Annotated in this window: 16 protein-coding genes; 6 read left to right on the top strand and 10 right to left on the bottom strand. The window is 71.3% G+C overall.

Annotation, left to right across the window (positions count from 1 at the left end):
• Window positions 1-15: 15 nt before the first annotated feature.
• Together ACGFIE_RS15360 and nrdR are read right to left on the bottom strand one after the other, a co-directional pair.
• Window positions 16-2922 (bottom strand): vitamin B12-dependent ribonucleotide reductase, encoded by a 2907-nt coding sequence (locus tag ACGFIE_RS15360; RefSeq protein WP_393294846.1) that lies wholly within the window; start codon window positions 2920-2922, stop codon window positions 16-18.
• 34 nt (window positions 2923-2956) lie between these two features.
• Window positions 2957-3457 carry a transcriptional regulator NrdR gene (gene nrdR / locus ACGFIE_RS15355; RefSeq protein WP_363682235.1) on the bottom strand — a complete coding sequence of 167 codons (501 nt, stop codon included), beginning with the start codon at window positions 3455-3457 and terminating at the stop codon, window positions 2957-2959.
• Window positions 3458-4037: 580 nt separating this feature from the next.
• Between nrdR and lexA the strand changes: the two genes are divergently transcribed.
• Complete coding sequence (gene lexA / locus ACGFIE_RS15350) at window positions 4038-4826, top strand: transcriptional repressor LexA (protein ID WP_393294844.1); 789 nt, start codon at window positions 4038-4040, stop codon at window positions 4824-4826.
• Between the two features lie 70 nt (window positions 4827-4896).
• Here the strand turns inward: lexA and ACGFIE_RS15345 are convergent, their stop codons facing one another.
• Both ACGFIE_RS15345 and hflX read right to left on the bottom strand, forming a co-directional pair.
• Window positions 4897-6540 carry a hypothetical protein gene (locus ACGFIE_RS15345; protein ID WP_393294842.1) on the bottom strand — a complete coding sequence of 548 codons (1644 nt, stop codon included), beginning with the start codon at window positions 6538-6540 and terminating at the stop codon, window positions 4897-4899.
• A 50-nt stretch (window positions 6541-6590) separates the two neighbouring features.
• Window positions 6591-8045: a GTPase HflX gene (hflX, locus tag ACGFIE_RS15340; RefSeq protein ID WP_393294840.1), complete on the bottom strand. Its 1455-nt coding sequence runs from the start codon at window positions 8043-8045 to the stop codon at window positions 6591-6593.
• Window positions 8046-8230: 185 nt separating this feature from the next.
• On the opposite strand from hflX, the gene ACGFIE_RS15335 reads away from it, so the two are divergent.
• Window positions 8231-9697: an NAD-dependent malic enzyme gene (locus tag ACGFIE_RS15335; protein ID WP_393294838.1), complete on the top strand. Its 1467-nt coding sequence runs from the start codon at window positions 8231-8233 to the stop codon at window positions 9695-9697.
• Between the two features lie 184 nt (window positions 9698-9881).
• Here ACGFIE_RS15335 and dapF read toward each other — a convergent pair whose 3' ends face one another.
• Genes dapF through ACGFIE_RS15320 form a run of 3 tightly spaced genes read right to left on the bottom strand, consistent with a single transcriptional unit; the run spans window position 9882 to window position 12386 of the window.
• Complete coding sequence (gene dapF, locus ACGFIE_RS15330) at window positions 9882-10718, bottom strand: diaminopimelate epimerase (RefSeq protein WP_393294836.1); 837 nt, start codon at window positions 10716-10718, stop codon at window positions 9882-9884.
• 7 nt (window positions 10719-10725) lie between these two features.
• On the bottom strand, window positions 10726-11670 hold the full coding sequence (gene miaA, locus ACGFIE_RS15325) for a tRNA (adenosine(37)-N6)-dimethylallyltransferase MiaA (RefSeq protein WP_393294835.1): 945 nt from the start codon (window positions 11668-11670) through the stop codon (window positions 10726-10728).
• On the bottom strand, window positions 11655-12386 hold the full coding sequence (locus ACGFIE_RS15320) for a hypothetical protein (RefSeq protein ID WP_393294833.1): 732 nt from the start codon (window positions 12384-12386) through the stop codon (window positions 11655-11657). Before ACGFIE_RS15320 ends, miaA begins: the two co-directional genes overlap by 16 nt.
• Before the next feature lie 201 nt (window positions 12387-12587).
• On the opposite strand from ACGFIE_RS15320, the gene ACGFIE_RS15315 reads away from it, so the two are divergent.
• The 3 genes from ACGFIE_RS15315 (at window position 12588) to ACGFIE_RS15305 (ending at window position 17385) form a co-directional block, all read left to right on the top strand.
• Window positions 12588-13796: a DUF349 domain-containing protein gene (locus tag ACGFIE_RS15315; protein WP_363690120.1), complete on the top strand. Its 1209-nt coding sequence runs from the start codon at window positions 12588-12590 to the stop codon at window positions 13794-13796.
• 343 nt (window positions 13797-14139) lie between these two features.
• Complete coding sequence (locus ACGFIE_RS15310; RefSeq protein ID WP_363690118.1) at window positions 14140-15747, top strand: cellulase family glycosylhydrolase; 1608 nt, start codon at window positions 14140-14142, stop codon at window positions 15745-15747.
• 237 nt (window positions 15748-15984) lie between these two features.
• Window positions 15985-17385, top strand: coding sequence for a cellulose binding domain-containing protein (locus ACGFIE_RS15305; RefSeq protein WP_393294830.1), 1401 nt, complete (start codon window positions 15985-15987; stop codon window positions 17383-17385).
• Between the two features lie 46 nt (window positions 17386-17431).
• Here the strand turns inward: ACGFIE_RS15305 and miaB are convergent, their stop codons facing one another.
• Entirely contained in the window at window positions 17432-18931 is a 1500-nt protein-coding gene (miaB, locus tag ACGFIE_RS15300) for a tRNA (N6-isopentenyl adenosine(37)-C2)-methylthiotransferase MiaB (RefSeq protein WP_393294828.1), read from the bottom strand.
• A gap of 56 nt (window positions 18932-18987) precedes the next feature.
• Here miaB and ACGFIE_RS15295 point away from each other — a divergent pair, with 56 nt between their 5' ends.
• Window positions 18988-19272, top strand: coding sequence for a DUF2277 family protein (locus tag ACGFIE_RS15295; RefSeq protein WP_363690112.1), 285 nt, complete (start codon window positions 18988-18990; stop codon window positions 19270-19272).
• Here ACGFIE_RS15295 and ACGFIE_RS15290 read toward each other — a convergent pair.
• Together ACGFIE_RS15290 and selD are read right to left on the bottom strand one after the other, a co-directional pair.
• On the bottom strand, window positions 19218-19697 hold the full coding sequence (locus tag ACGFIE_RS15290; RefSeq protein ID WP_393294826.1) for a hypothetical protein: 480 nt from the start codon (window positions 19695-19697) through the stop codon (window positions 19218-19220). The two genes, ACGFIE_RS15295 and ACGFIE_RS15290, sit on opposite strands and share 55 nt — an antisense overlap.
• Window positions 19698-19938: 241 nt before the next feature.
• The gene (gene selD / locus ACGFIE_RS15285) at window positions 19939-20928 is read right to left on the bottom strand and encodes a selenide, water dikinase SelD (RefSeq protein ID WP_393294824.1); all 990 of its coding nucleotides are present in this window, start codon (window positions 20926-20928) and stop codon (window positions 19939-19941) included.
• Between the last annotated feature and the right edge of the window lie 51 nt (window positions 20929-20979).

The following is a 20979-nucleotide window of genomic DNA, read 5'->3' as shown; positions in this document are numbered from 1 at the left end:
GCGCTGATGCGTACGTCAGCTGCAGCCGCTTGTGGAGCCGCAGCCCTCGCAGACGTAGCAGCTACCGGCGGGGCGCATCTTCGTACCGCAGGTGAAGCAGAGCGGCGCGTCCGCGGCCTTGCCGATCACGGCCTCCAGCAGTTCGGTGCTGGAACCCACGCTCGGCGCCGGCTTGGCGGCGGCCACGTCGGCCATCTCCTGGGCCGGCTGGGCGACGGCCTCGGTCTTGGCCGGAGCCTCGACCGGCGCCGACGACGCCATCGCGGTGAGCTCGGCACCGGTGACGGCTGCGGCCTCCGCGTCGGCCTCGGCCCGCAGCTGGGCGGCCCGCTCACCGGCGGTGAAGATGCCCAGCTCGGCACGGCGCTCGTAGGGCAGGAAGTCCAGCGCCAGGCGACGGAAGATGTAGTCCATCACCGAGGCCGCCATCCGCACGTCCGGGTCGTCGGTCATACCGGCCGGCTCGAAACGCATGTTGGTGAACTTGCTGACGAACGTCTCCAGCGGCACGCCGTACTGCAGGCCGATGCTGATGGCCACCGAGAAGGCGTCCATCACGCCGGCCAGGGTCGAGCCCTGCTTGGACATCTTGAGGAACACCTCACCGAGGCCGTCGTCCGGGTAGGACGACGCGGTCAGGTAACCCTCGGCGCCACCGACGGAGAAGCTGACCGTCTCGGACGGGCGCTTCTTCGGCAGGCGCTTGCGCACCGGCCGGTACTCGATGACCTTCTCGACCGCGGCCGGCGCGGCCGGTGCCGTCTCGACGGCGGCCGGCTCGGCGGCCTTGTTGGACTTGGCCACCGAGAGCGGCTGGCCGACCTTGCAGTTGTCCCGGTAGATCGCCAGCGCCTTGAGGCCGAGCTTCCAGCCCTCGAAGTAGATCTTCTCGACGTCCTCGACGGTGGCCGCCTCCGGCATGTTGACCGTCTTGGAGATGGCGCCGGAGACGAACGGCTGGATGGCCGCCATCATCCGTACGTGGCCCATCGGGGCGATGGTCCGCTCCCCCATCGCGCAGTCGAAGACCGGGTAGTGCTCCGGCTTGAGGCCGGGGGCGTCCACCACGTGACCGTGGTCGGCGATGTGCTCGACGATCGCCTCGACCTGCTCCTCGGGGTAGCCGAGGCTGCGCAGGGCGCGCGGCACCGTCTGGTTGACGATCTGCATCGAACCGCCACCGACCAGCTTCTTGAACTTGACAAGCGCCAGGTCCGGCTCCACGCCTGTCGTGTCGCAGTCCATCATGAAGCCGATGGTGCCGGTCGGGGCGAGGACGCTCGCCTGCGCGTTACGCCAGCCGAACTTGTCGCCGATCTTGTTGCCCTGGGTCCACTGCTTCGTCGCCTCACGGACGATCGCGGTGGCCACCGGGCTGGTCGGCTTGATCTCGTCGTTGGCCGCGGCGTGCTTGCGCATGACCCGCTTGTGCGGCTCGGCGTTGCGGGCGTAGCCGTCGTACGGGCCGACGACCCCGGCCAGCTCGGCCGAGCGACGGTACGCGGTGCCGGTCATCAGCGACGTGATCGACGCGGCGACCGAGCGGCCCTGGTCCGAGTCGTACGGCAGGCCGGTGGCCATCAGCAGGGCGCCCAGGTTGGCGTAGCCGATGCCGAGCTGCCGGTAGGCGCGCGACGTCTCGCCGATCTTCTCGGTCGGGAAGTCCGCGAAGCAGATCGAGATGTCCATCGCGGTGATGACGAACTCGACGGACTTGACGAACTTCTCCACCTCGAAGCCACCGTCGGCGCGGAGGAACTTCATCAGGTTGAGCGAGGCCAGGTTGCACGAGGAGTTGTCCAGGTGCAGGTACTCCGAGCACGGGTTCGACGCGGTGATCCGCCCGGTCTCCGGGCAGGTGTGCCAGTCGTTGATCGTGTCGTCGTACTGCAGGCCCGGGTCGGCGCACTCCCAGGCGGCCTGGGAGATGGACCGGAACAGGTTCTTGGCGTCGACGGTCTCGATCACCGAGCCGTCCAGCCGGCCGCGCAGGTCGAAGCCCTTGCCGTTCTCCACCGCCGACATGAACTCGTCGGAGACCCGGACCGAGTTGTTGGCGTTCTGATACTGCACGCTGACGATGTCGGAGCCACCGAGGTCCATGTCGAACCCGGCGTCCCGCAGCGCGCGGATCTTGTCCTCCTCGCGCGCCTTCGTGACCACGAACTCCTGGATGTCCGGGTGGTCGACGTCGATGATGACCATCTTGGCCGCCCGGCGGGTCGCGCCGCCGGACTTGATGGTGCCGGCGGAGGCGTCCGCGCCGCGCATGAAGCTGACCGGGCCGGAGGCGTTGCCGCCGGAGGAGAGCAGCTCACGGGACGAGCGGATGCGCGACAGGTTGACCCCGGAGCCGGAGCCGCCCTTGAAGATCAGCCCCTCCTCCTTGTACCAGTCGAGGATGGAGTCCATCGAGTCGTCGACGGCCAGGATGAAGCAGGCGCTGACCTGCTGCGGCGACGGCGTGCCGACGTTGAACCAGACCGGCGAGTTGAAGCTGAACACCTGGTGCAGCAGCATCCAGGTCAGCTCGTGCGCGAACACCTCGGCGTCCGCCGGGCTGGCGAAGTAGCCGTACTCCTCACCCGCGGTGCGGTAGGTGGTGACCACCCGGTCGATCAACTGCTTGAGCGACCACTCGCGCTCCGGGGTCCCCACCGCTCCCCGGAAGTACTTGGTGGTCACGATGTTGGCCGCGTTGACGCTCCACGACTCCGGGAACTCCACCCCACGCTGCTCGAAGTTGATCGAGCCGTCCCGCCAGTTCGTCATGACGACGTCACGGCGCTCCCAGGACACCTCGTCGTACGGGTGGACCCCCTCGGTCGTCCACACCCGCTCGATCTTCAGCCCCGCGCCTGCCTTGCTTCGTGAACGGCTAGTAGTCACGCCGTTGCCCCCCTCGTCTGCGCGGTCACCCACCGCGCGTCCCAATCTCTTGAAAAACCGTGAAGTCTCAGCTGGTACGGCCGGCGGCCTCAACCGCTTCGGCCCGGCCCTGCTCCCGGGCTCGCGCCACGGCCCGCAACGTCTCGATCTCGCGCTCGAAGTCGGCGAGCGAGTCGAAGGAGCGGTAGACACTGGCGAACCGCAGGTAGGCGATCTCGTCCAGGTCGCGCAGCGGGCCCAGGATCGCCAGGCCCACCTCGTGACTGGGGATCTCGGCGGCCCCCTTGGCCCGGACGGTCTCCTCCACCCGCTGCGCGAGCAGCGCGAGTGAGTCGTCGTCCACCGGCCGGCCCTGGCACGCCTTGCGCACCCCGCCGATGATCTTCGTGCGGCTGAACGGTTCGGTCACCCCGCTGCGCTTGACGACCGCGAGGACCGCCTCCTCGACGGTGGTGAACCGCTTGCCGCACTCCGGGCAGGAGCGTCGCCGCCGGATGAGCTGGCCGTCGTCGGCCTCCCGCGAGTCGACCACCCGGGAGTCGGCGTGCCGGCAGTACGGACACCGCATCGCCCAACCTCCACATTCTGATCAACTGCGGACACACCGGGCACTCCCGGACACGACTCACCACGGCGGTGCCACCCTCGGGCGGCGCTCGCCGTGATCGACGTTACGGAAGTGCGGTCGGTAGTCGAACCCAACCTGTAGGCAACTTACGCCCGTGTCACTACTACATCTAGGGGTTGACCGTATGTCGCCGACGAACCCGGGTCAAGTTGACCGGCGTGTCCGGCGCGTCACGGACCATCCGGTCATCCGCATCCGCCGCTCCACCGCAGAACCAACGCCGAGGACCCGACCGGGTTACCGGCCACACGGCCGGAGCACCACGGAAAATGGCCAGACTTCGAACACGCGTGCTATCCGACGTACCATTTATCAGAACATCCGTACGACCGGAGGGGTTTTTCACCCCGACACGCCGGTGAGAGGTCGTACAGATGTTTGAAAATGACCGATCTCACCTATACGGTCAGGAACAACCGGGCGCGATGGATCTTCACCACGTCCGGCGACGCACCACTCATGGCACCCCGCACGCACCACGAGCCGACGAGGCACCCAGCGCCGACCAGGGAGGACGGACGTGACCGAGGACCGGGCAAGCCGGCCGAAGAGCCCGCAGCAGATCACCGAGGCGGGCCCGCCGCCGGCCACCCGACGCCGCAGCGCCGCGCGCAGCCGGACGGGTCAGCCGGCCGTGCGCCCGGTCACCCCGGTGGTCAGCGCCTTCCCCGACCCGGCGACGGTCGACCTGACCGCCCGCCAGCGCCGCATCCTGGAGTTCATCCGCACGTGGGTGGAGCGGCACGGCTACCCGCCGAGCGTCCGCGAGATCGGCGAGGCGGTTGGCCTGGTGTCACCGTCGAGCGTCGCCTACCAGCTCAAGGAGCTGGAGAAGAAGGGCTTCCTGCGCCGCGACCCCAACCGGCCGCGCGCGGTGGACGTCCGGGCCCCCAGCGAGGCCATCGACGACGAGTTGTCCCGCGCCCAACGGCCCACCCCGGCGTACGTGCCGATGCTCGGCCGGATCGCCGCCGGTGGGCCGATCCTCGCCGAGCAGGCGGTGGAGGACATCTTCCCCCTCCCCCGCGAGCTGGTCGGTGAGGGCGAGGTGTTCATGCTCCAGGTCAAGGGCGACTCGATGCTCGACGCGGCGATCTGCGACGGCGACTGGGTGGTCGTCCGGCAGCAGCCGACCGCCGACTCGGGCGAGATCGTGGCCGCCATGCTCGACGGCGAGGCCACGGTCAAGACCTACCGGCGCCGCGACGGGCACGTCTGGCTGATGCCGCAGAACCCCGCCTTCGACCCGATCCCCGGCGATGACGCCACCATCATGGGCCGAGTGGTGGCGGTGCTCCGCCGGATCTGACCGGCCGGCGGAGCGGGTGAGGGTTTACCGCGCTCACCCGCTCGGCCGGACCGATGAAGCGCCGATCGTGTCAGTAGCGGTCGCCGCGAGGGCCACGGCCACCACCCGGGTACTGCCCGTACGGGTCCCCGGGCGCGTCGCCGTCGCGCCGACGACCGGGTCGCTGGCCCCGGGGGTCCGGTTCCTGCCCGCCGCGCCGTGGCGGCTCCGCCCGACCTCCGCCGGGCTGGCCACCACCGCCGTACACCCCGTTGCCGGGCCGACCGCCGGCACCCGCCGGACGACCCCCACCGCCGCCGTACACACCGCCACCGGCGGGAGCGGCACCACCGCGACCACCCGGACGGGCGGGACCGTAGCCACCACCCTCACCGCCCGGTGGGCGTGCACCGCCGCCGTAGACGCCGCCACCGGCGGGAGCGGCACCGCCCCGGCCGGGGCCACCGCCGCCGTAAACGCCGCCACCGGCCGCCGCGCCGCCGTAGACGCCAGGGGCCGGACGGCCTCCGGCCGTCGGTAGGGCACTGTCCCAGGGGGCGCCACGCCTGTCGTCGGGATCGACACCGGAGCCCGGCCCGTCGCCCGGCTCCGCCGACGGTCGTCGACGACGGGCTCGCAGGATGCCGACGATGCCGGTGGCGACGAGCAGTAGACCGAGGACCCCGACCGCGCCCACGAGGTAGGTGATGTCGTCGAAACTGAGCCCGTCGATCCAGGACTTCTCGGCGGCCGGCTTGGCAGCCCCGGCGGCGGCCAGCGGGGCCGCCACGCTCATGGACGGCGTGTAGCTCAGAATGTCGACCGGCTCGTCCGCGGTGAGCTGCCCGCCATCGGAGACGGTGACGAAGGTCTTCCCGTCCGAGGTGTAGGAGATCGCCTCACCGAACGGATCGGCAAGTGGCGTCACCCGCGGCTTGCCGGTGGTGAGCGCCCCGACGATGTCGCCGCCGGTCACGTCGTACTCGAAGGCGTCCGCGTACGTCCGGACGACCACGCGGCTGCCGTCCGGCGATCGGGCGGCCCCGGTGACGGCCGACCGCCCGTAGACGCTGAGCGGGTTCTCGGTGGTGGTCTTCGGCAGCTTGATCTCGCCGACCTTCTTCATCGGCACCGGCGCGGTGTCGCCGTTCCTCAGCTTCGCCGTGGGGGTGAAGATCTCCGAGTTGCCGCTCGCCACCTTGGTGATGACCAGCGGGAGGCCGTCGGCCCCCACCAGCAACGCCTCCGCGTCGTGCGGCTTGTTCTCGGGGTAGGAGAGCCGGTGCAGCACAGGCTGACTGCTGCCGTTGATCGGCATGGTCCAGACCGCGATCCGCGACCGCCGCTCCTTGCTGGTGGTGTTGTCGCCGATGTCACCGATCCACAGGGTGTCGCCCCTGGGCGAGACCGCGAGGTCCTCGGTGTCGAACGGCCCCTGGCCCGAGTACCGGATCGGATCCTTGGCGACCTTGCACTTGCTGTCGAGGAAGAAGACCCGCTTGCGCGCCTCAACCTCGGTGCCGTCGTTGATGACGATGTAGCCGCTCTTGGTCGCCACCAGGCCAGACAGCTCCCGCAGCCGCTCGTCGGCGACGGTGCAGCGCTTCTTGCCGGGGGTGGCGGCGGGCGGCTGGGATGATCCGGGAGCGGGAGCGGCTACGGCAGCTCCGGCCAGCGCCACGGTTGCCCCGAGCAGGCCGAGGGCAACCGTGACCGAGGAAACAACGCGGCGCATTCGGCCAGTGTCGCATGCCGCGCGTTTCCGGTGGATGACGCCGGGGCCGCTCAGGGCCGGCTGCCGACCGCCTGGCCCTCCCGAGCGACGTCGAACGGCGCCAGCTCGGCGGCGAGCGCCGCACTGACCCGCACGTGCAGCAGGGTGCCCTCCGGCAGGTGCGACGTGCTGAGCACCTCACCGGTGCGGTGCACGCGAGACACCAGGTCGCCCCGGTCGTACGGCAGGACGGCCCGGACCTCGACCGCCGGTTGCGGCAGCCGCTCCTCGATCACCGCCCGCAGGGCGTCGATCCCCCGCCCCGAGTACGCCGAGACGAAGATCGCCTCCGGCCAGAGGCGCTTGAGGCGCAGCAGCGCGTCCTCGTCGGCCGCGTCGGTCTTGTTGACCACCAGCAGCTCGGGCAGCCGGTCCGCGCCCACCTCGGCGAGCACCTCGTGCACCGCCCGCACCTGCTCCTCCGGATCCGGGTGGGTGCCGTCGACGACGTGCACCACCAGATCCGCCTCCGCGACCTCCTCCAGCGTCGAGCGGAACGCCTCGACGATCTGGTGCGGCAGGTGCCGGACGAAGCCCACCGTGTCGGAGAGCGTGTAGAGCCGCCCGTCCGAGGTGGTGGCCTTGCGGGTGGTCGGGTCGAGCGTCGCGAAGAGCGCGTTCTCCACCAGCACGCCGGCGCCGGTCAGCCGGTTGAGCAGGCTGGACTTGCCGGCGTTGGTGTAGCCGGCGATGGCCACGGCGGGCACGGAGTTGCGGGTGCGGCGGGCACGCTTGGTGACGCGTACCGTCCGCATGCTCTTGATCTCGCGGCGCAGCCGGGAGATGCGGTGGCGGATGCGCCGCCGGTCGGTCTCCAGCTTGGTCTCACCGGGACCACGCACACCCACGCCACCACCGGCGCCACCGCCACGGCCGGAACCACCGGTCTGCCGGGAGAGCGTCTCACCCCAACCGCGCAGCCGGGGCAGCAGGTATTCGAGCTGAGCCAGCTCGACCTGCGCCTTACCTTCCTTGCTCTTGGCGTGCTGGGCGAAGATGTCGAGGATCAGCGCCGTGCGGTCGACAACCTTGACCTTCGTGCGCTGCTCCAGGTTGCGCAGCTGCGACGGGGACAGCTCGCCGTCGCAGATGACCGTGTCGGCGCCTGTGGAGAGCACCACCGCGCTCAGATCGTCGACCTTGCCACGGCCGATGTAGGTGGCCGGGTCGGGTCGCGTACGACGCTGGATCAGCCCCTCGAGCACCTGCGAGCCCGCGGTCTCGGCCAGCGCGGCCAGCTCGGTGAGGGAATTCTCCGCGTCGGTCACCGTGCCCTCGGTCCAGACGCCCACCAGGACGACCCGCTCCAGCCGCAGCTGGCGGTATTCCACCTCGGTGACGTCGGAGAGCTCGGTTGACAGGCCCGGAACGCGTCGCAGGGACTGTCGCTCCGACAGCTCCATCTCGCCGGTGGTGACGTCGTCGAACTCGTCCTCGACGGGGACGAAGCTCTCCTGGTCTCGCAAGCGGTTCTCCTGTCCGAAATGATGAGTAGAACGTAATCCTGACACGACACAACGCCGAACGCACCTGCTATATGCCCGTGCTGGAGGTCGCCAAAAGTGGGGGCGAATACCGGTCGACCTCGGCAACCCGGTAGAAATGCTCAGGCGGCGGCCGACCGGTCGCACAGCCGTGACGGAGGGACCCCGTGGCCATCACCCGACTGCCGAGCGCCGGATTTTCGATCACCATCCGGATCGCGGTTACCGCGGACGCGTCCTCGATCGGCCGGCTCACCACCTCCGTCGGCGAGGCCGGGGCGATCGTCACGGCGCTGGACGTGGTGGACTCGGACCCGACCCACGTGATCGTCGACCTGACCTGCGACACCGCCGACGCCGGCCACGCCGACCAGGTGGTCGAGGCGCTGACCGCGTTGGACGGCGTGGACGTGCGCAAGGTGTCGGACCGCACGTTCCTGCTGCACCTCGGCGGCAAGATCGAGGTGACCTCGAAGGTCGCGCTGCGCAACCGTGACGAGCTGTCCCGGGCGTACACCCCGGGGGTGGCCCGGGTCTGCATGGCGATCGCCGAGAACCCGGCGGACGCCCGACGGCTGACGATCAAGCGCAACACCGTCGCGGTGGTCAGCGACGGCTCGGCGGTGCTCGGGCTGGGCAACCTCGGCCCGGCCGCGTCGCTGCCGGTGATGGAGGGCAAGGCCGCGCTGTTCAAGCGCTTCGGCGGCGTGGACGCCTGGCCGGTCGTGCTTGACACGCAGGACACCGACGAGATCGTGCAGATCGTCAAGGCGATCGCGCCCGCGTACGGCGGGATCAACCTGGAGGACATCGCCGCGCCGCGCTGCTTCGAGATCGAGGCCCGGCTGCGCGAGGCGCTGGACATCCCGGTCTTCCACGACGACCAGCACGGCACCGCGATCTGCGTGCTGGCCGCGCTGACCAACGCGCTGCGCGTCGTGGGCAAGCAGCTCGCGGACGTGCGGGTGGTCGTCTCCGGCGCCGGCGCGGCCGGCACCGCGATCATGAAGCTGCTGCTGCGCCAGGGCGTCGGCGACATCATCGCGTACGACCGCCAGGGCGCCCTGCACCGCGGGCTGACCGACCTCAACTCGGCGTGGCAGTGGCTGGCGGAGAACACCAACAAGGAGAACTACTCCGGCGACCTGCCCGGCGCGATCCGGGGCGCCGACGTGTTCATCGGGGTCAGCGCCCCGAACCTGCTCACCGGGGACGACATCGCGCAGATGGCGAAGGACTCGATCGTCTTCGCGCTCGCCAACCCGGACCCGGAGGTCGACCCGCGGGAGGCGCGCAAGTACGCCGCGGTGGTCGCCACCGGCCGCTCGGACCAGCCGAACCAGATCAACAACGTGCTCGCCTTCCCGGGCGTCTTCCGCGGGATGCTGGACGCGCACGCCGAGGAGTTCACCGAGGAGATGGCGATCGCCGCCGCCCGGGCCATCGCCGACGTCGTCGGCGAAGAGAAGATCAACCCGACGGTGATCGTGCCGAGCGTCTTCGACTCGCGGGTGGCCCCGGCGGTCGCCGCCGCCGTCCGCGCCGCCGCGCACAACCCCAGCCCACTGCCGGCGGCCGACCCCGGCCCGTCCGACCTCCCCGAGATCGCGGCAAACGCCAGCGCAACCCCGTAAAGCCCGGCCCCACCGGCCCCACGGGCCCCACCGGCCCCACCGGCCCCACCCCCTCCGTCGATCATGAAGTTATTGCCATGACACGCCGAGCTGGCTGGCAATAACTTCATGATCGACGCGGTACCCCGACGCGGTGCCCCGACGCGGTGCCCCGGGTGGGTGGGGGGGTGGGGGGGTGGGTGGGTCAGGTGGGGAGGTTGATCTCGCCTGTCGCCACCAGGACGGCGGGGCCGGACAGCCAGCAGGAGCTCTCGGTTACCGTCACCGTCAGGCGGCCCCCGGGCACGTCCACGGCGACCACCCCGGTGTCCCGGCCGGCGTCGCGCAGGGCCACCGCGCCCACCGCGCACGCGCCGGTACCGCAGGACAGGGTCTCGGCGCTGCCGCGCTCGTACACCCGCATCAACGAGTGCGCGTCGGTGGCGTCGACCGGGTCGCCCGCCACGACGAACTCCACGTTCACGCCGGCCGGGAAGACCTCCGGATCGAACCCGGGCGCGACGGTCAGGTCCAGCGCGGCCAGCTCCACGCCCGCCGGCAGGACACAGACCAGGTGCGGGTTGCCGATGTCCACGGCGGTGCCGGGCAGGGTCAGCCCGCCCAGGGTGGTGGTCGAGGCGTCGTACACCCGGGGGCGGCGCATCTCCACGGACACGGCGTCACCCTCGACCAGCGCGCGCACGACGCCGGCCCGGGTGGCCACCGGCAGCGCCGCGCCGGTGGGCGTGGCCAGCTCGTTGTCGAGCAGGTACCGGACGAAGACCCGCGCGCCGTTGCCACACATCTCGGCGAACGAACCGTCGGCGTTCCAGTAGTCCATGAACCACTCGGCCTCGCCGGCCAGGTCGGCGCCGTCGGGGTGCTTGGCCGCGCGGACGACCCGCAGCACGCCGTCCGCACCGATGCCCCGCCGCCGGTCGCAGAGCGCCGCGACCAGCCCCGGGGTCAGATCGAGCTGACCGTCCGGGTCGGGTAGGAGGACGAAGTCGTTGCCGGTGCCGTGGCCCTTGGTGAACTCCACGCCCCCATTATCGCGTCTCGGCGGGGGCCAGACGCAGGGCGGCGCCGATCAGGTCCGGCGCGGCCGAGTCCAGCCAGTGGATCCGTGGGTCGCGCCGGAACCAGGACCGCTGCCGGCGGACGAAACGCCTGGTGGCCCGGACCGTCTCATCGTGCGCCTGCGCCTCGGTCAGCTCACCGTCGAGCATCCGCAGCACCTGTTGGTAGCCCAGCGCACGGCTCGCCGTCCGCCCCTCGGGCAGCCCCCGACCCACCAGCTCGCGGGTCTCCGGCACCAGACCGTCGGCCCACATCCGGTCCACCCGCAGCGCGATCCGCTCGTCCAGCACGCCGGTGTCCAGGTCGACGCCGAGCTGCACCGACGGGTAGTACGGCGTCGGCTGCGGAAGCGACGCGGCGAACGGCGCACCGGTCAACTCGATCACCTCCAGGGCCCGGACGATCCGCCGGCCGTTGCCGGGCAGGATGCCCTCGGCGGCCACCGGGTCGGCGGCGCGCAGCCGCGCGTACAGCGGCGCGGGGCCCACCTCGGCCAACTCCCGCTCCAGCCGCTCACGCAGCGCCGCGTCGGTGCCGGGGAACTCGAAGCGTTCCAGCACCGCCCGCACGTACAGCCCTGAGCCACCCACCAGCAGCGGCACCCGACCTCGGGACAGGATGTCGTCCACGGCCGCGCGGGCCAGCCGCTGGTACTCGGCGACGCTGGCCGGCTCGGTGACCTCCCAGATGTCCAACAGGTGGTGCGGCACGCCGTCCCGCTCGGCGGGGGTCAGCTTGGCGGTGCCGATGTCCATGCCCCGGTAGAGCTGCATCGAGTCGGCGTTGACCACCTCCCCGTCGAGGGCGTGCGCGAGCGCGATGCTCAACGCCGACTTGCCCGCCGCCGTCGGCCCGACCACCGCCACGACCGTGCCGGCCGGAACCGCCCCGTCGCCGGTCACGCTCGCTCCCACGACGCCACGAAGTAGGCCACGCCGTAGGGGGCCGAGTCGTGCAGCAGCTCGCCGCGCCACCCGCCGCCACTCGACCGGGCCGCCTCGGCGAGCACCTGCCACGACGCCCGGCCGGCGACCCGCAACCGCGCCGACAGATCCGTGTCCAGGTCGCGCAGGGCGTCCAGGTCCGCCTCGGCGAGGGCCGCGGCGACCCGCTCGTCGTACGGGAGGGCACGCTTGTCGTCGTACCCGGGGGCCTTCTCGCCTCGGCACGCGGACCCGTCGCCGAGCACCAGCAGCGCCACCCGGTCACCGGCCGCGGCAACCTGCTCGGCGAGCGCGGCCACCTCGACCGGCCCGGCGTCGGCGGTCACCTGCACGGCGCTCACCGGCGCGGCGGTGATGGCGAGCCGCGCGGCGTGCCGGGTCAGCAGCCACGCGCCGACCGTCAGGCTCAGCGGCAGCACGGCGCCCCGGTCCGGCTGACCGGGGACCAGGGGCACGTCCAGGTCGACGCCCCAGGGCTGCAGGGAACCGGTGGCCGGGGGCCGGATCGAGCCGGTCGACGGGCCGACGCCGAGCAGCACCACCGCGTCCGGATCAACGGCCAACAGCCGGCGTACGGCGAGGTCACACGCGGCCCGCAGGTCGTCCAGCTCCCCCGCGGCCGCACCGGCGACCTCGGGCACGAGCAGGGGCGGATGCGGGCAGACGGCGGCGGCGACCAGTGGCACCCGTCCACCGTAGCGGGAATGCCCGGTGCGTCTCCGCGCCGATCCGGTCAAACAGGCTCTAGGACACCGTATGGTCACGGTCGGCGATAGGCGCTCGACGCGGACCGGGTCGGACCTGTGACAATGCCGGAAGTAACTTGGCTGCGCCGTGGCGGCGACGGGGGACGGCTCCCTCGACGCCGGGAGAACGAGGATGGGCACATGAGCGACTGGACTGCCTTCGGACGGGTGGACGCGGACGGCACCGTTTACGTCAAGACCTCCGAGGGCGAGCGGGTGGTCGGATCCTGGCAGGCGGGAGCACCGGAGGAGGGTCTCGCGCACTTCGCACGCCGCTTCGCCGACCTGGTCACCGAAGTGGACCTGACCGAAGCGCGGCTCAACTCGGGCGCGGCGGACGCCGGGCACTCGCTGAGCACGATCAAGCGGATCCGCGCCACGCTGCCCGAGGCCCACGTGGTCGGCGACATCGACGCCCTGACCGCTCGGCTGGACAAGCTGGCGACCCTCGCCGAGGAGAAGGCCACCGAGGCGCGTGCCGCCCGGGACGCCGCCCGCGGTGAGGCCCTGGCCCGCAAGACCGCGCTGGTGGAGGAGGCCGAGAAGCTCGCCGCCGAGTCCACCGGATGGAAGACGGCAGGTGACCGGCTCAAGGAGATCCTCGACGAGTGGAAGACCATTCGCGGGGTCGACAAGAAGGCCGACGGTGAACTGTGGAAGCGGTTCGCCGCCGCACGCGACGGCTTCACCAGGCGTCGGGGCGCCCACTTCGCCTCCCTGGACGCGACGCGCAAGCAGGCGCAGACGGTCAAGGAGGAGTTGGTCGCCGAGGCCGAGAGCATCAAGGACTCCACCGAGTGGGCGGCCACGGCCAACCAGCTCAAGGAGCTGATGACGCAGTGGAAGGCCGCGCCGCGTGCCTCCAAGGAGGCCGAGCAGAAGCTCTGGGAACGGTTCCGGGCCGCACAGGACGCCTTCTTCAGCCGGCGCAGCGAGGTCTTCTCCGCGCGGGACAACGAGCAGCGCGGCAACCTGGAGCGTAAGCAGGCCCTGCTGGCCGAGGCCGAGGCCCTGGACATCGACGCCGACCCGAAGGGCGCCCAGGCCAAGCTGCGGGAGATCCAGGCCCAGTGGCACGAGGCCGGCCGGGTGCCGCGCGAGGCAGCCGCCGGGCTGGAGCGCCGGCTGCGTGTCATCGACGACAAGGTCCGCGACGTGATGGACTCGGCGTGGCGCCGCACCACCAAGGAGGACAACCCGCTGCTCGCCCAGATGCGGTCCCAGGTGGCCGAGGCCGAGGAGCGGCTGGCCCGGGCGCAGAGCGCCGGGGACGCCCGCCGGATCAAGGAGGCCGAGCAGGCCCTCGCCTCCAAGCGGCAGTTCCTCCAGCTCGCCGAGCAGGCCGGCTGACCTGACGCTGTCCGAGAGCCCCCGGTCCCGTGCGGACCGAGGGCTCTCGCGTGTCCGTGATGACACGCCGGCACGGGCGGGGCGGGCGGGCGGGTGTGCAGTTGACGCATTGAGGCGGGCTGATGAGAATGGGCGACGGAGTCAGGTAGGGCCACCGGGACGAGGGCGACGACGGCGGGGTTCCGCTGTCGAGGATCGGCCGGTGCGCTTCCGCGAGTGTCCCCGTCCGCGTGACATGGACCGTCGCGCACTGTCCGCGTACCCGAAAAGGGGCCGTGACGTGCCGACGGCAGCTCGCCCGCGCGGCCCCTGGCCGACGTCGGGCCTGTGAAGTGGAGCTCGAATGTTCCGTCCCAAAGCTCTCGGCGGTGCGCTGACCGCGCTCGCCACCGTCGCGGCCGGCGTGTTCTTCGCCGCCGCCGTCAGCACCACCCCGGCCTCCGCCGCGGGCACCGGCACCGGTTATCTGCACACGAACGGCAGTCAGATCGTGGACAGCACCGGCGCTACGGTGAGGTTGACAGGCATCAACTGGTTCGGCATGGAGACCGACAACAAGACCTTCCACGGGCTCTGGTCGAGCAATCCGTGGCGGGGGCAGCTCGACACGATGGCCCGGTTGGGCTACAACACGCTGCGGGTGCCGTACTCGAACGACGCGCTGAAGCCGGGCGCGACCGCCACCGGGATCAACGACTTCGTCAACCCGGACCTGATCGGGCTCTCGCCGTTGCAGATCCTGGACAAGGTGATCGCCTACGCCGGCAGCAAGGGGATGCGGATCATCCTGGACCGGCACCGGCCGACGTCCGCCGGGCAGTCGCCGCTCTGGTACACGCCTACGGTCTCCGAGGCGACCTGGATCAACGACTGGAAGATGCTCGCCCAGCGGTACGCGGGCAATCCCACGGTGATCGGCGCGGACCTGCACAACGAGCCGCACGCCGAGGGCACCAACCCGGCGGCCACCGGCGCGTGCTGGGGCTGCGGCGACACCGCGCGGGACTGGCGGCTCGCCGCCGAGCGGGCCGGCAACGCGATCCTCGGTGTCCAGCCCAACTGGTTGATCTTCGTGGAGGGGGTGAGCTGCCCCAGCGGTGGCCTCTCCAACGTGTGGGACAACGACCCGAGCAACGACGAGGACTGCGGCTGGTGGGGCGGCAACCTGTCGAAGGCCGGCCAGTTCCCGGTACGCCTGAACGTGGCCAACCGGCTGGTCTACTCGCCGCACGAGTACGCCACGTCGGTCTACCGGCAGACCTGGTTCGACGCCCCCGACTACCCGGCGAACATGCCGGCCATCTGGGACAAGTACTTCGGTTACCTCTACAAGCAGAACATCGCCCCGATCATGATGGGTGAGTTCGGCAGCACCCTGGCCGACCCGAAGGACCGGGTGTGGCTGGAGAAGTTGATGGCGTACACCGGCACCGGGGTGACCGGGATGTCGTTCACCTACTGGTCGTGGAACCCCAACTCGGGTGACACCGGCGGCATCGCGCTTGACGACTGGACGAACGTCAACACCACCAAGCAGGCGATCCTCCAGCCGTACCTGATCGCGCCGTCCGGTGGCGGACCCACCGGCGGGCCGACGGGCGGGCCGACCGGTGGACCGACCGGCGGGCCGACGACACCGCCCCCGGGCGCCTGCACGGCCACCTACCGGCAGGTGAACGCCTGGCAGGGCGGCTTCCAGGGTGAGGTGACAGTGAAGAACACAGGTACGGCCGCGGTGAATCCGTGGTCGGTGACCTGGACCTGGCCGTCCGGCGTGACGCTGGGCAGTGGCTGGAACGCCACTGTCACCCAGTCGGGTACGACGGTCACGGCTGCCGCGCCCAGTCACGCGCCGTCCCTGGCGGCGGGCGCCTCGGTCACCGTGGGCTTCACCGCCAACGGCACGGCCAGCACCCCGGCGAGCGTGAAGCTCAACGGCGCCGGCTGCTGAGCCACCGGAGTGGCCGGCGCTCACGTCGTGGGCGCCGGCCACTCCGGTGATTTACATCCAGGGGCTTCTATGCTTCCATCGGGAAAGCGCTTGCCTCGGCAGTGGTCGGCGCGAGCGCGGGAGCCGCTTTCACCGAACTGCACCGGCGGGCCCGGGACCCCACGGGTCCCGGCCTACCTCGCCGCCCACGGGCATGGGCGTCGCGACGGTCCGTCCGCCTCATCGAGAGGAAGCAGCATGCACAGAACACAGCGTCGGATGACGCTGCTCGCCACCACCGCCGCCGCCACCGCAGCCCTGGTCACCAGCGGGCTCCTGACCGCCGTATCCGCCCAGGCGGCCGCCGGCTGCCGGGTCGCCTACTCGGTCGCCAGCCAGTGGCCGGGCGGGTTCACCGGCAACGTCACGGTCACCAACCTCGGCGACCCGGTCTCCGGGTGGACGCTGCGCTGGTCGTACGGGGCCGGGCAGCAGGTCAGCCAGGCGTGGGGCGCCACCGCCACGCAGAGCGGCGCCCAGGTCTCCGCCACAAACGTCGACTACAACGGCACCCTGGCCACCAACGGCAGCGCCTCGTTCGGCCTCAACGCGAGCTGGAACAACTCCAGCAATCCGGACCCGACAGGCTTCACCCTGAACAACGTCGCCTGCACCGGCGGCACCACCACCCCGACCACGCCGGCCACCCCGACCACGCCGGGCACCCCGAACACGTCGGGCACGCCGGGCGCCCCGACGACCCCACCGATCCCGAGCGACCCGCCGCCCAGCGTCCCGCCACCGACAGGTCTCGTCGGCTGGGCCACCCAGAACGGCGGCACCACAGGCGGCGGCGGCGCACCGACCACCACCGTCAGCAACACCTCGGCCCTGACCAGCGCCCTGAACGCGACAGGCGCGGCGGTGATCCGGGTGTCCGGCACGATCTCCTGCTCGGGCATGCTGCGGGTCCGGTCCAACAAGACCATCCTCGGCAACTCCGGCGCGACGATCGTCGGCTGCGGACTCAACGTCAGCGGTGACCGCAACGTCATCATCCGGAACCTGACCTTCCGGGACTGGAACGACGACGCGATAAACGTGCAGGAGTCGGCCACCAACGTCTGGATCGACCACAACACCTTCAGCAACGGGTACGACGGCGCAGTCGACATCAAGCGCGGGTCGGACTTCGTCACCGTGTCGTGGAACCGGGTCTTCAACCACGACAAGACCATGCTGCTCGGCCACAGCGACGACAACGGCGCACAGGACACCGGCCACCTGCGGGTGACCTACCACCACAACTGGTTCGACGGCAGCAGGCAGCGCAACCCCCGGGTGCGCTTTGGCAACCCGGTGCACGTCTACAACAACTACTACCGGGCCAACGGCGGCTACGGCGTGGCCTCCACCGAGAACGCCGGCGTGCTCGTCGAGGGCAACTACTTCGAGAACGTCAACGACACGTACCACCTCGGCGAGGCCGACTCCGGGCCGGGCCGCCTGGTCGCCCGCAACAACCACTTCGTCAACTCGCCCGCCGGACAGACCGGCGGCAGCGTCGCCAGCATCCCGTACTCGTACCAGCTGGACACCGCGAGCACCGTCAAGTCCATCGTGACGGGCGGCGCCGGCGCCGGTCGCATCACGGTCTGACCGTGGGCCGGTCGGGGTCCGCCGTGCCGGCGGACCCCGGTCGGGGTCAGTGCGCGGCGCAGCCGGTCGTCGGCGCGGGCGCGACCGCCGGTGCGCCGATCGTGGGCAGGCCGAGCAACACCCCGGGGGTACGCGGGGAACGGCCCGCCTCGGCGGCGTCGCCCGCCCGGGTCCGCCGGTGCGACAGTGGCGCTCCGTCGGCGTTGAGGTGGTGCGGCGCGGCGTACGTGACTGTGGTCTGCACGATGTCGCCGGGCCGGATCGACCCGGCGAAGCTGCCGGCGTCGAAGTGCACGAGCCGGCCGTCACGCGCCCGGCCGGACAGCCGCCCGGTCCGCTCGTCCTTGCGGCCCTCGCCGACCGCTACCAGCACCTCGACGGTCTCCCCCACGAGGCGCTTGTTCTCCGCCCAGGAGATCTCCTCGACGCAGGCGATCAGCCGCTCGTAGCGCTCCTGCACGACCTGCTTGGGCAGTTGGCCGTCCATGGTGGCGGCGGGGGTGCCGGGGCGCTTCGAGTACTGGAAGGTGAAGGCCGAGGAGAATCGGGACTCGCGCACCACGTCCAGGGTGCGCTGGAAGTCGGCCTCCGTCTCGCCGGGGAAGCCGACGATGATGTCGGTGGTGATCGCCGCGTCCGGCATCGCCGACCGGACCTTCTCGATGATCCCCAGGTAGCGCTCGGAACGGTACGACCGGCGCATCGCCTTCAGCACGTCGTCGGAGCCGGACTGCAACGGCATGTGCAGCGAGTGGCACACGTTCGGGGTCTCGGCCATCGCGGCGATCACGTCGTCGGTGAAGTCCTTCGGGTGCGGGCTCGTGAACCGGACCCGCTCCAACCCGTCGATCTCGCCGCAGGCGCGCAGCAGCTTGCCGAACGCGTACCGGTCACCGAACTCGACGCCGTAGGAGTTGACGTTCTGCCCGAGCAGGGTCACTTCCAGCACACCCTCGTCGACCAGGGCGCGCACCTCGGAGAGGACGTCGCCGGGACGGCGGTCCTTCTCCTTGCCGCGCAGAGAGGGCACGATGCAGAACGTGCAGGTGTTGTTGCAGCCCACCGAGATCGAGACCCAACCGGCGTACGTGGACTCGCGGCGGGTCGGCAGCGTGGACGGGAAGACGTCCAGCGACTCCAGGATCTCCACCTCGGCGGCCGCGTTGTGCCGGGCCCGTTCCAGCAGCACCGGCAGCGCGCCGATGTTGTGCGTGCCGAAGACCACGTCCACCCAGGGCGCCCTGCGGACGATCTCGCCGCGGTCCTTCTGCGCCAGGCAACCACCGACGGCGATCTGCATCCCCGGGTGCTTGTCCTTGACGGGGCGCAGATGACCGAGGTTGCCGTAGAGGCGGTTGTCGGCGTTCTCCCGTACCGCGCAGGTGTTGAAGACGACGATGTCCGGGGTGTCGTCGGCCTGGGGCGCGCGTACGTAGCCGGCCTGTTCGAGCAGGCCGGAGATGCGCTCGGAATCGTGCACGTTCATCTGGCAGCCGTAGGTGCGCACCTGGTAGGTGCGCGGGCTGCCCGCCGCTGCGGTAGTCATGACCACGACAGCGTATCCGGATCGGCCGGATCGCCCCGAACCGAGGAGCACCCGACATGTGCCGAAGCATCAAGACGCTGCGCGAGCCGTTCACCCCGCAGGTGACCGACACGGACATCGAGGCGGCGGCGTTGCAGTACGTCCGGAAGATCTCGGGCTTCCGGGCGCCCGCCGCGCACAACGCCGCCGCGTTCGAGGCCGCGGTGGCCGCCGTGACGGAGGCCACCCGCACCCTGCTCGACCAGCTGGTCGTGCGGGGTGGCGGGTCGGGCTCGGTCGCTGCGGGTCAGGCCGCGGCGAGCACCGGCGCGACGGTGTCGGGCGCCCACCGCGAGCGGTGACACTGCGACCAGCCCCGGCAGCCCGGGTCGCCCACCGTGCAGAGCCGCCGCCGGCTGAGCACCTCGCCGTCGTCGGTGTCCCGGACGTCGAAGTGCACCGGGCGGACCGTCCCGTCCGGTGCGACGAGCAGGTGCCGGCCGGCGTCGAGCGTGTCGTCGCGCAGTAGACAGTTGCGGCCCAGCAGCCGGGCCAGCGCGGCGATGCTGGCGTGCTCGGAGAGCTGGTCCGGCACCCCGTAGCAGTCGACCACTGTCGAGAACTCGCCCGGCGCCTGCCAGACGTCACACACCACCGCGTACGCCGGCAGTCGGGCCGGGTCCGCCACCGCGAGCGGCATCACCACCCGGCCGAGCGCCTCGGCCAGCGCCGGGTAGACCTCCACGGGTCGGACCCGATCGATTCTCCAGTTCCACAGCTCGGTCATTCCGCCTCCTCGCTGCGTTCGTCCCACCGGCCTCCGGATCGGGCCTTACTCACGATGGTGGGGGGCATTTGACCCCAGCCGGGGGCAAGTTACCGGTCTGTGACCATTCCGGGCAAAATTTCCCTGAGCGGCATTGCTCGGAGTAGCGGGAAGGTGACAGTTTATCGGGTATCGTGCGCCCGCCGCGCCATCGGGGCCGCGTGTCCTCGCGCCGCCGTGTCCGCCCGCGCCGCCGTGTCCGTCAGCGCAGGACCACCAGGTGCTCCCCGCGGGGCAGCAGCTCGCCCACCACGGGCGCGCCCGGCACCTCACCGGCGACCAGCAGACCGCCGGAGGTCTGCGCGTCGGCCAACAGCAACCGCTCACCCTCGTCCGCCGCGCCGAAATCCGTCCACGGGGTGACCCAGTCCAGGTTGCGACGGCTGCCGCCGCTGACGTACCCGTCGCGCAGCGCCTCCCGCGCGCCGGCCAGGTACGGCACCCGGGCGGTGTCGATGGCCACCGTGAGCCGGCTGGCACGGGCCAGCTTCGAGGCGTGCCCGAGCAGGCCGAAGCCTGTCACGTCGGTGCCGCACCGGATACCGGCGGCGACCGCGGCCCGCGCGGCGTCGCGGTTGAGCGCGCTCATCGTGGCGACCGCCTCCGGGAAGCTCTCGCCGGTGGCCTTGTGCCGGGTGTTGAGCACGCCCACGCCGAGCGGCTTGGTCAGCGACAGCGGCACTCCGGCCCGACCGGCGTCCAGCGTGATCAGCTCCTCCGGTCGGACGGTGCCGGTGACCGCGAGACCGTACTTCGGACCGTCGTCGTCGACGCTGTGCCCGCCGGCCAGGTGACAGCCCGCCTCCCGGGCCACGTCCTGGCCACCGCGCAGCACCTCGCGCGCCAACTCCAGCGGCAGCACGTCACGCGGCCAGCAGAGCAGGTTGAGCGCCACCAGCGGGACGCCGCCCATCGCGTACACGTCGGAGAGCGCGTTGGCCGCCGCGATGCGCCCCCAGTCGTACGCGTCGTCGACGACAGGTGTGAAGAAGTCCGCGGTGCTGACCAGGCCGGTACGCTCGTCCAGCCGGACCACCGCGGCGTCGTCGCCGTGGTCCAGGCCGACAAGCAGCTCCGCCGTTCCGGTGGCCGGGCCGAGACCGGCGACCATGGCCTCCAGCTCGCCCGGCGGAATCTTGCAGGCGCAGCCACCGCCGCGGGCGTACTTCGTCAGGCGTACCGGTTCGGTCATGCCCTTATCGTCGCGGGCATCCGGTGCCGCCGCCACTGTTGCGGTCCGCTC

Source organism: Micromonospora sp. NPDC049275, from assembly GCF_043197115.1.
Classification (GTDB): domain Bacteria; phylum Actinomycetota; class Actinomycetes; order Mycobacteriales; family Micromonosporaceae; genus Micromonospora.
The sequence above is the reverse complement of the archived record's forward strand: the minus strand, read 5'-3'. Positions and strand labels throughout refer to the sequence as shown.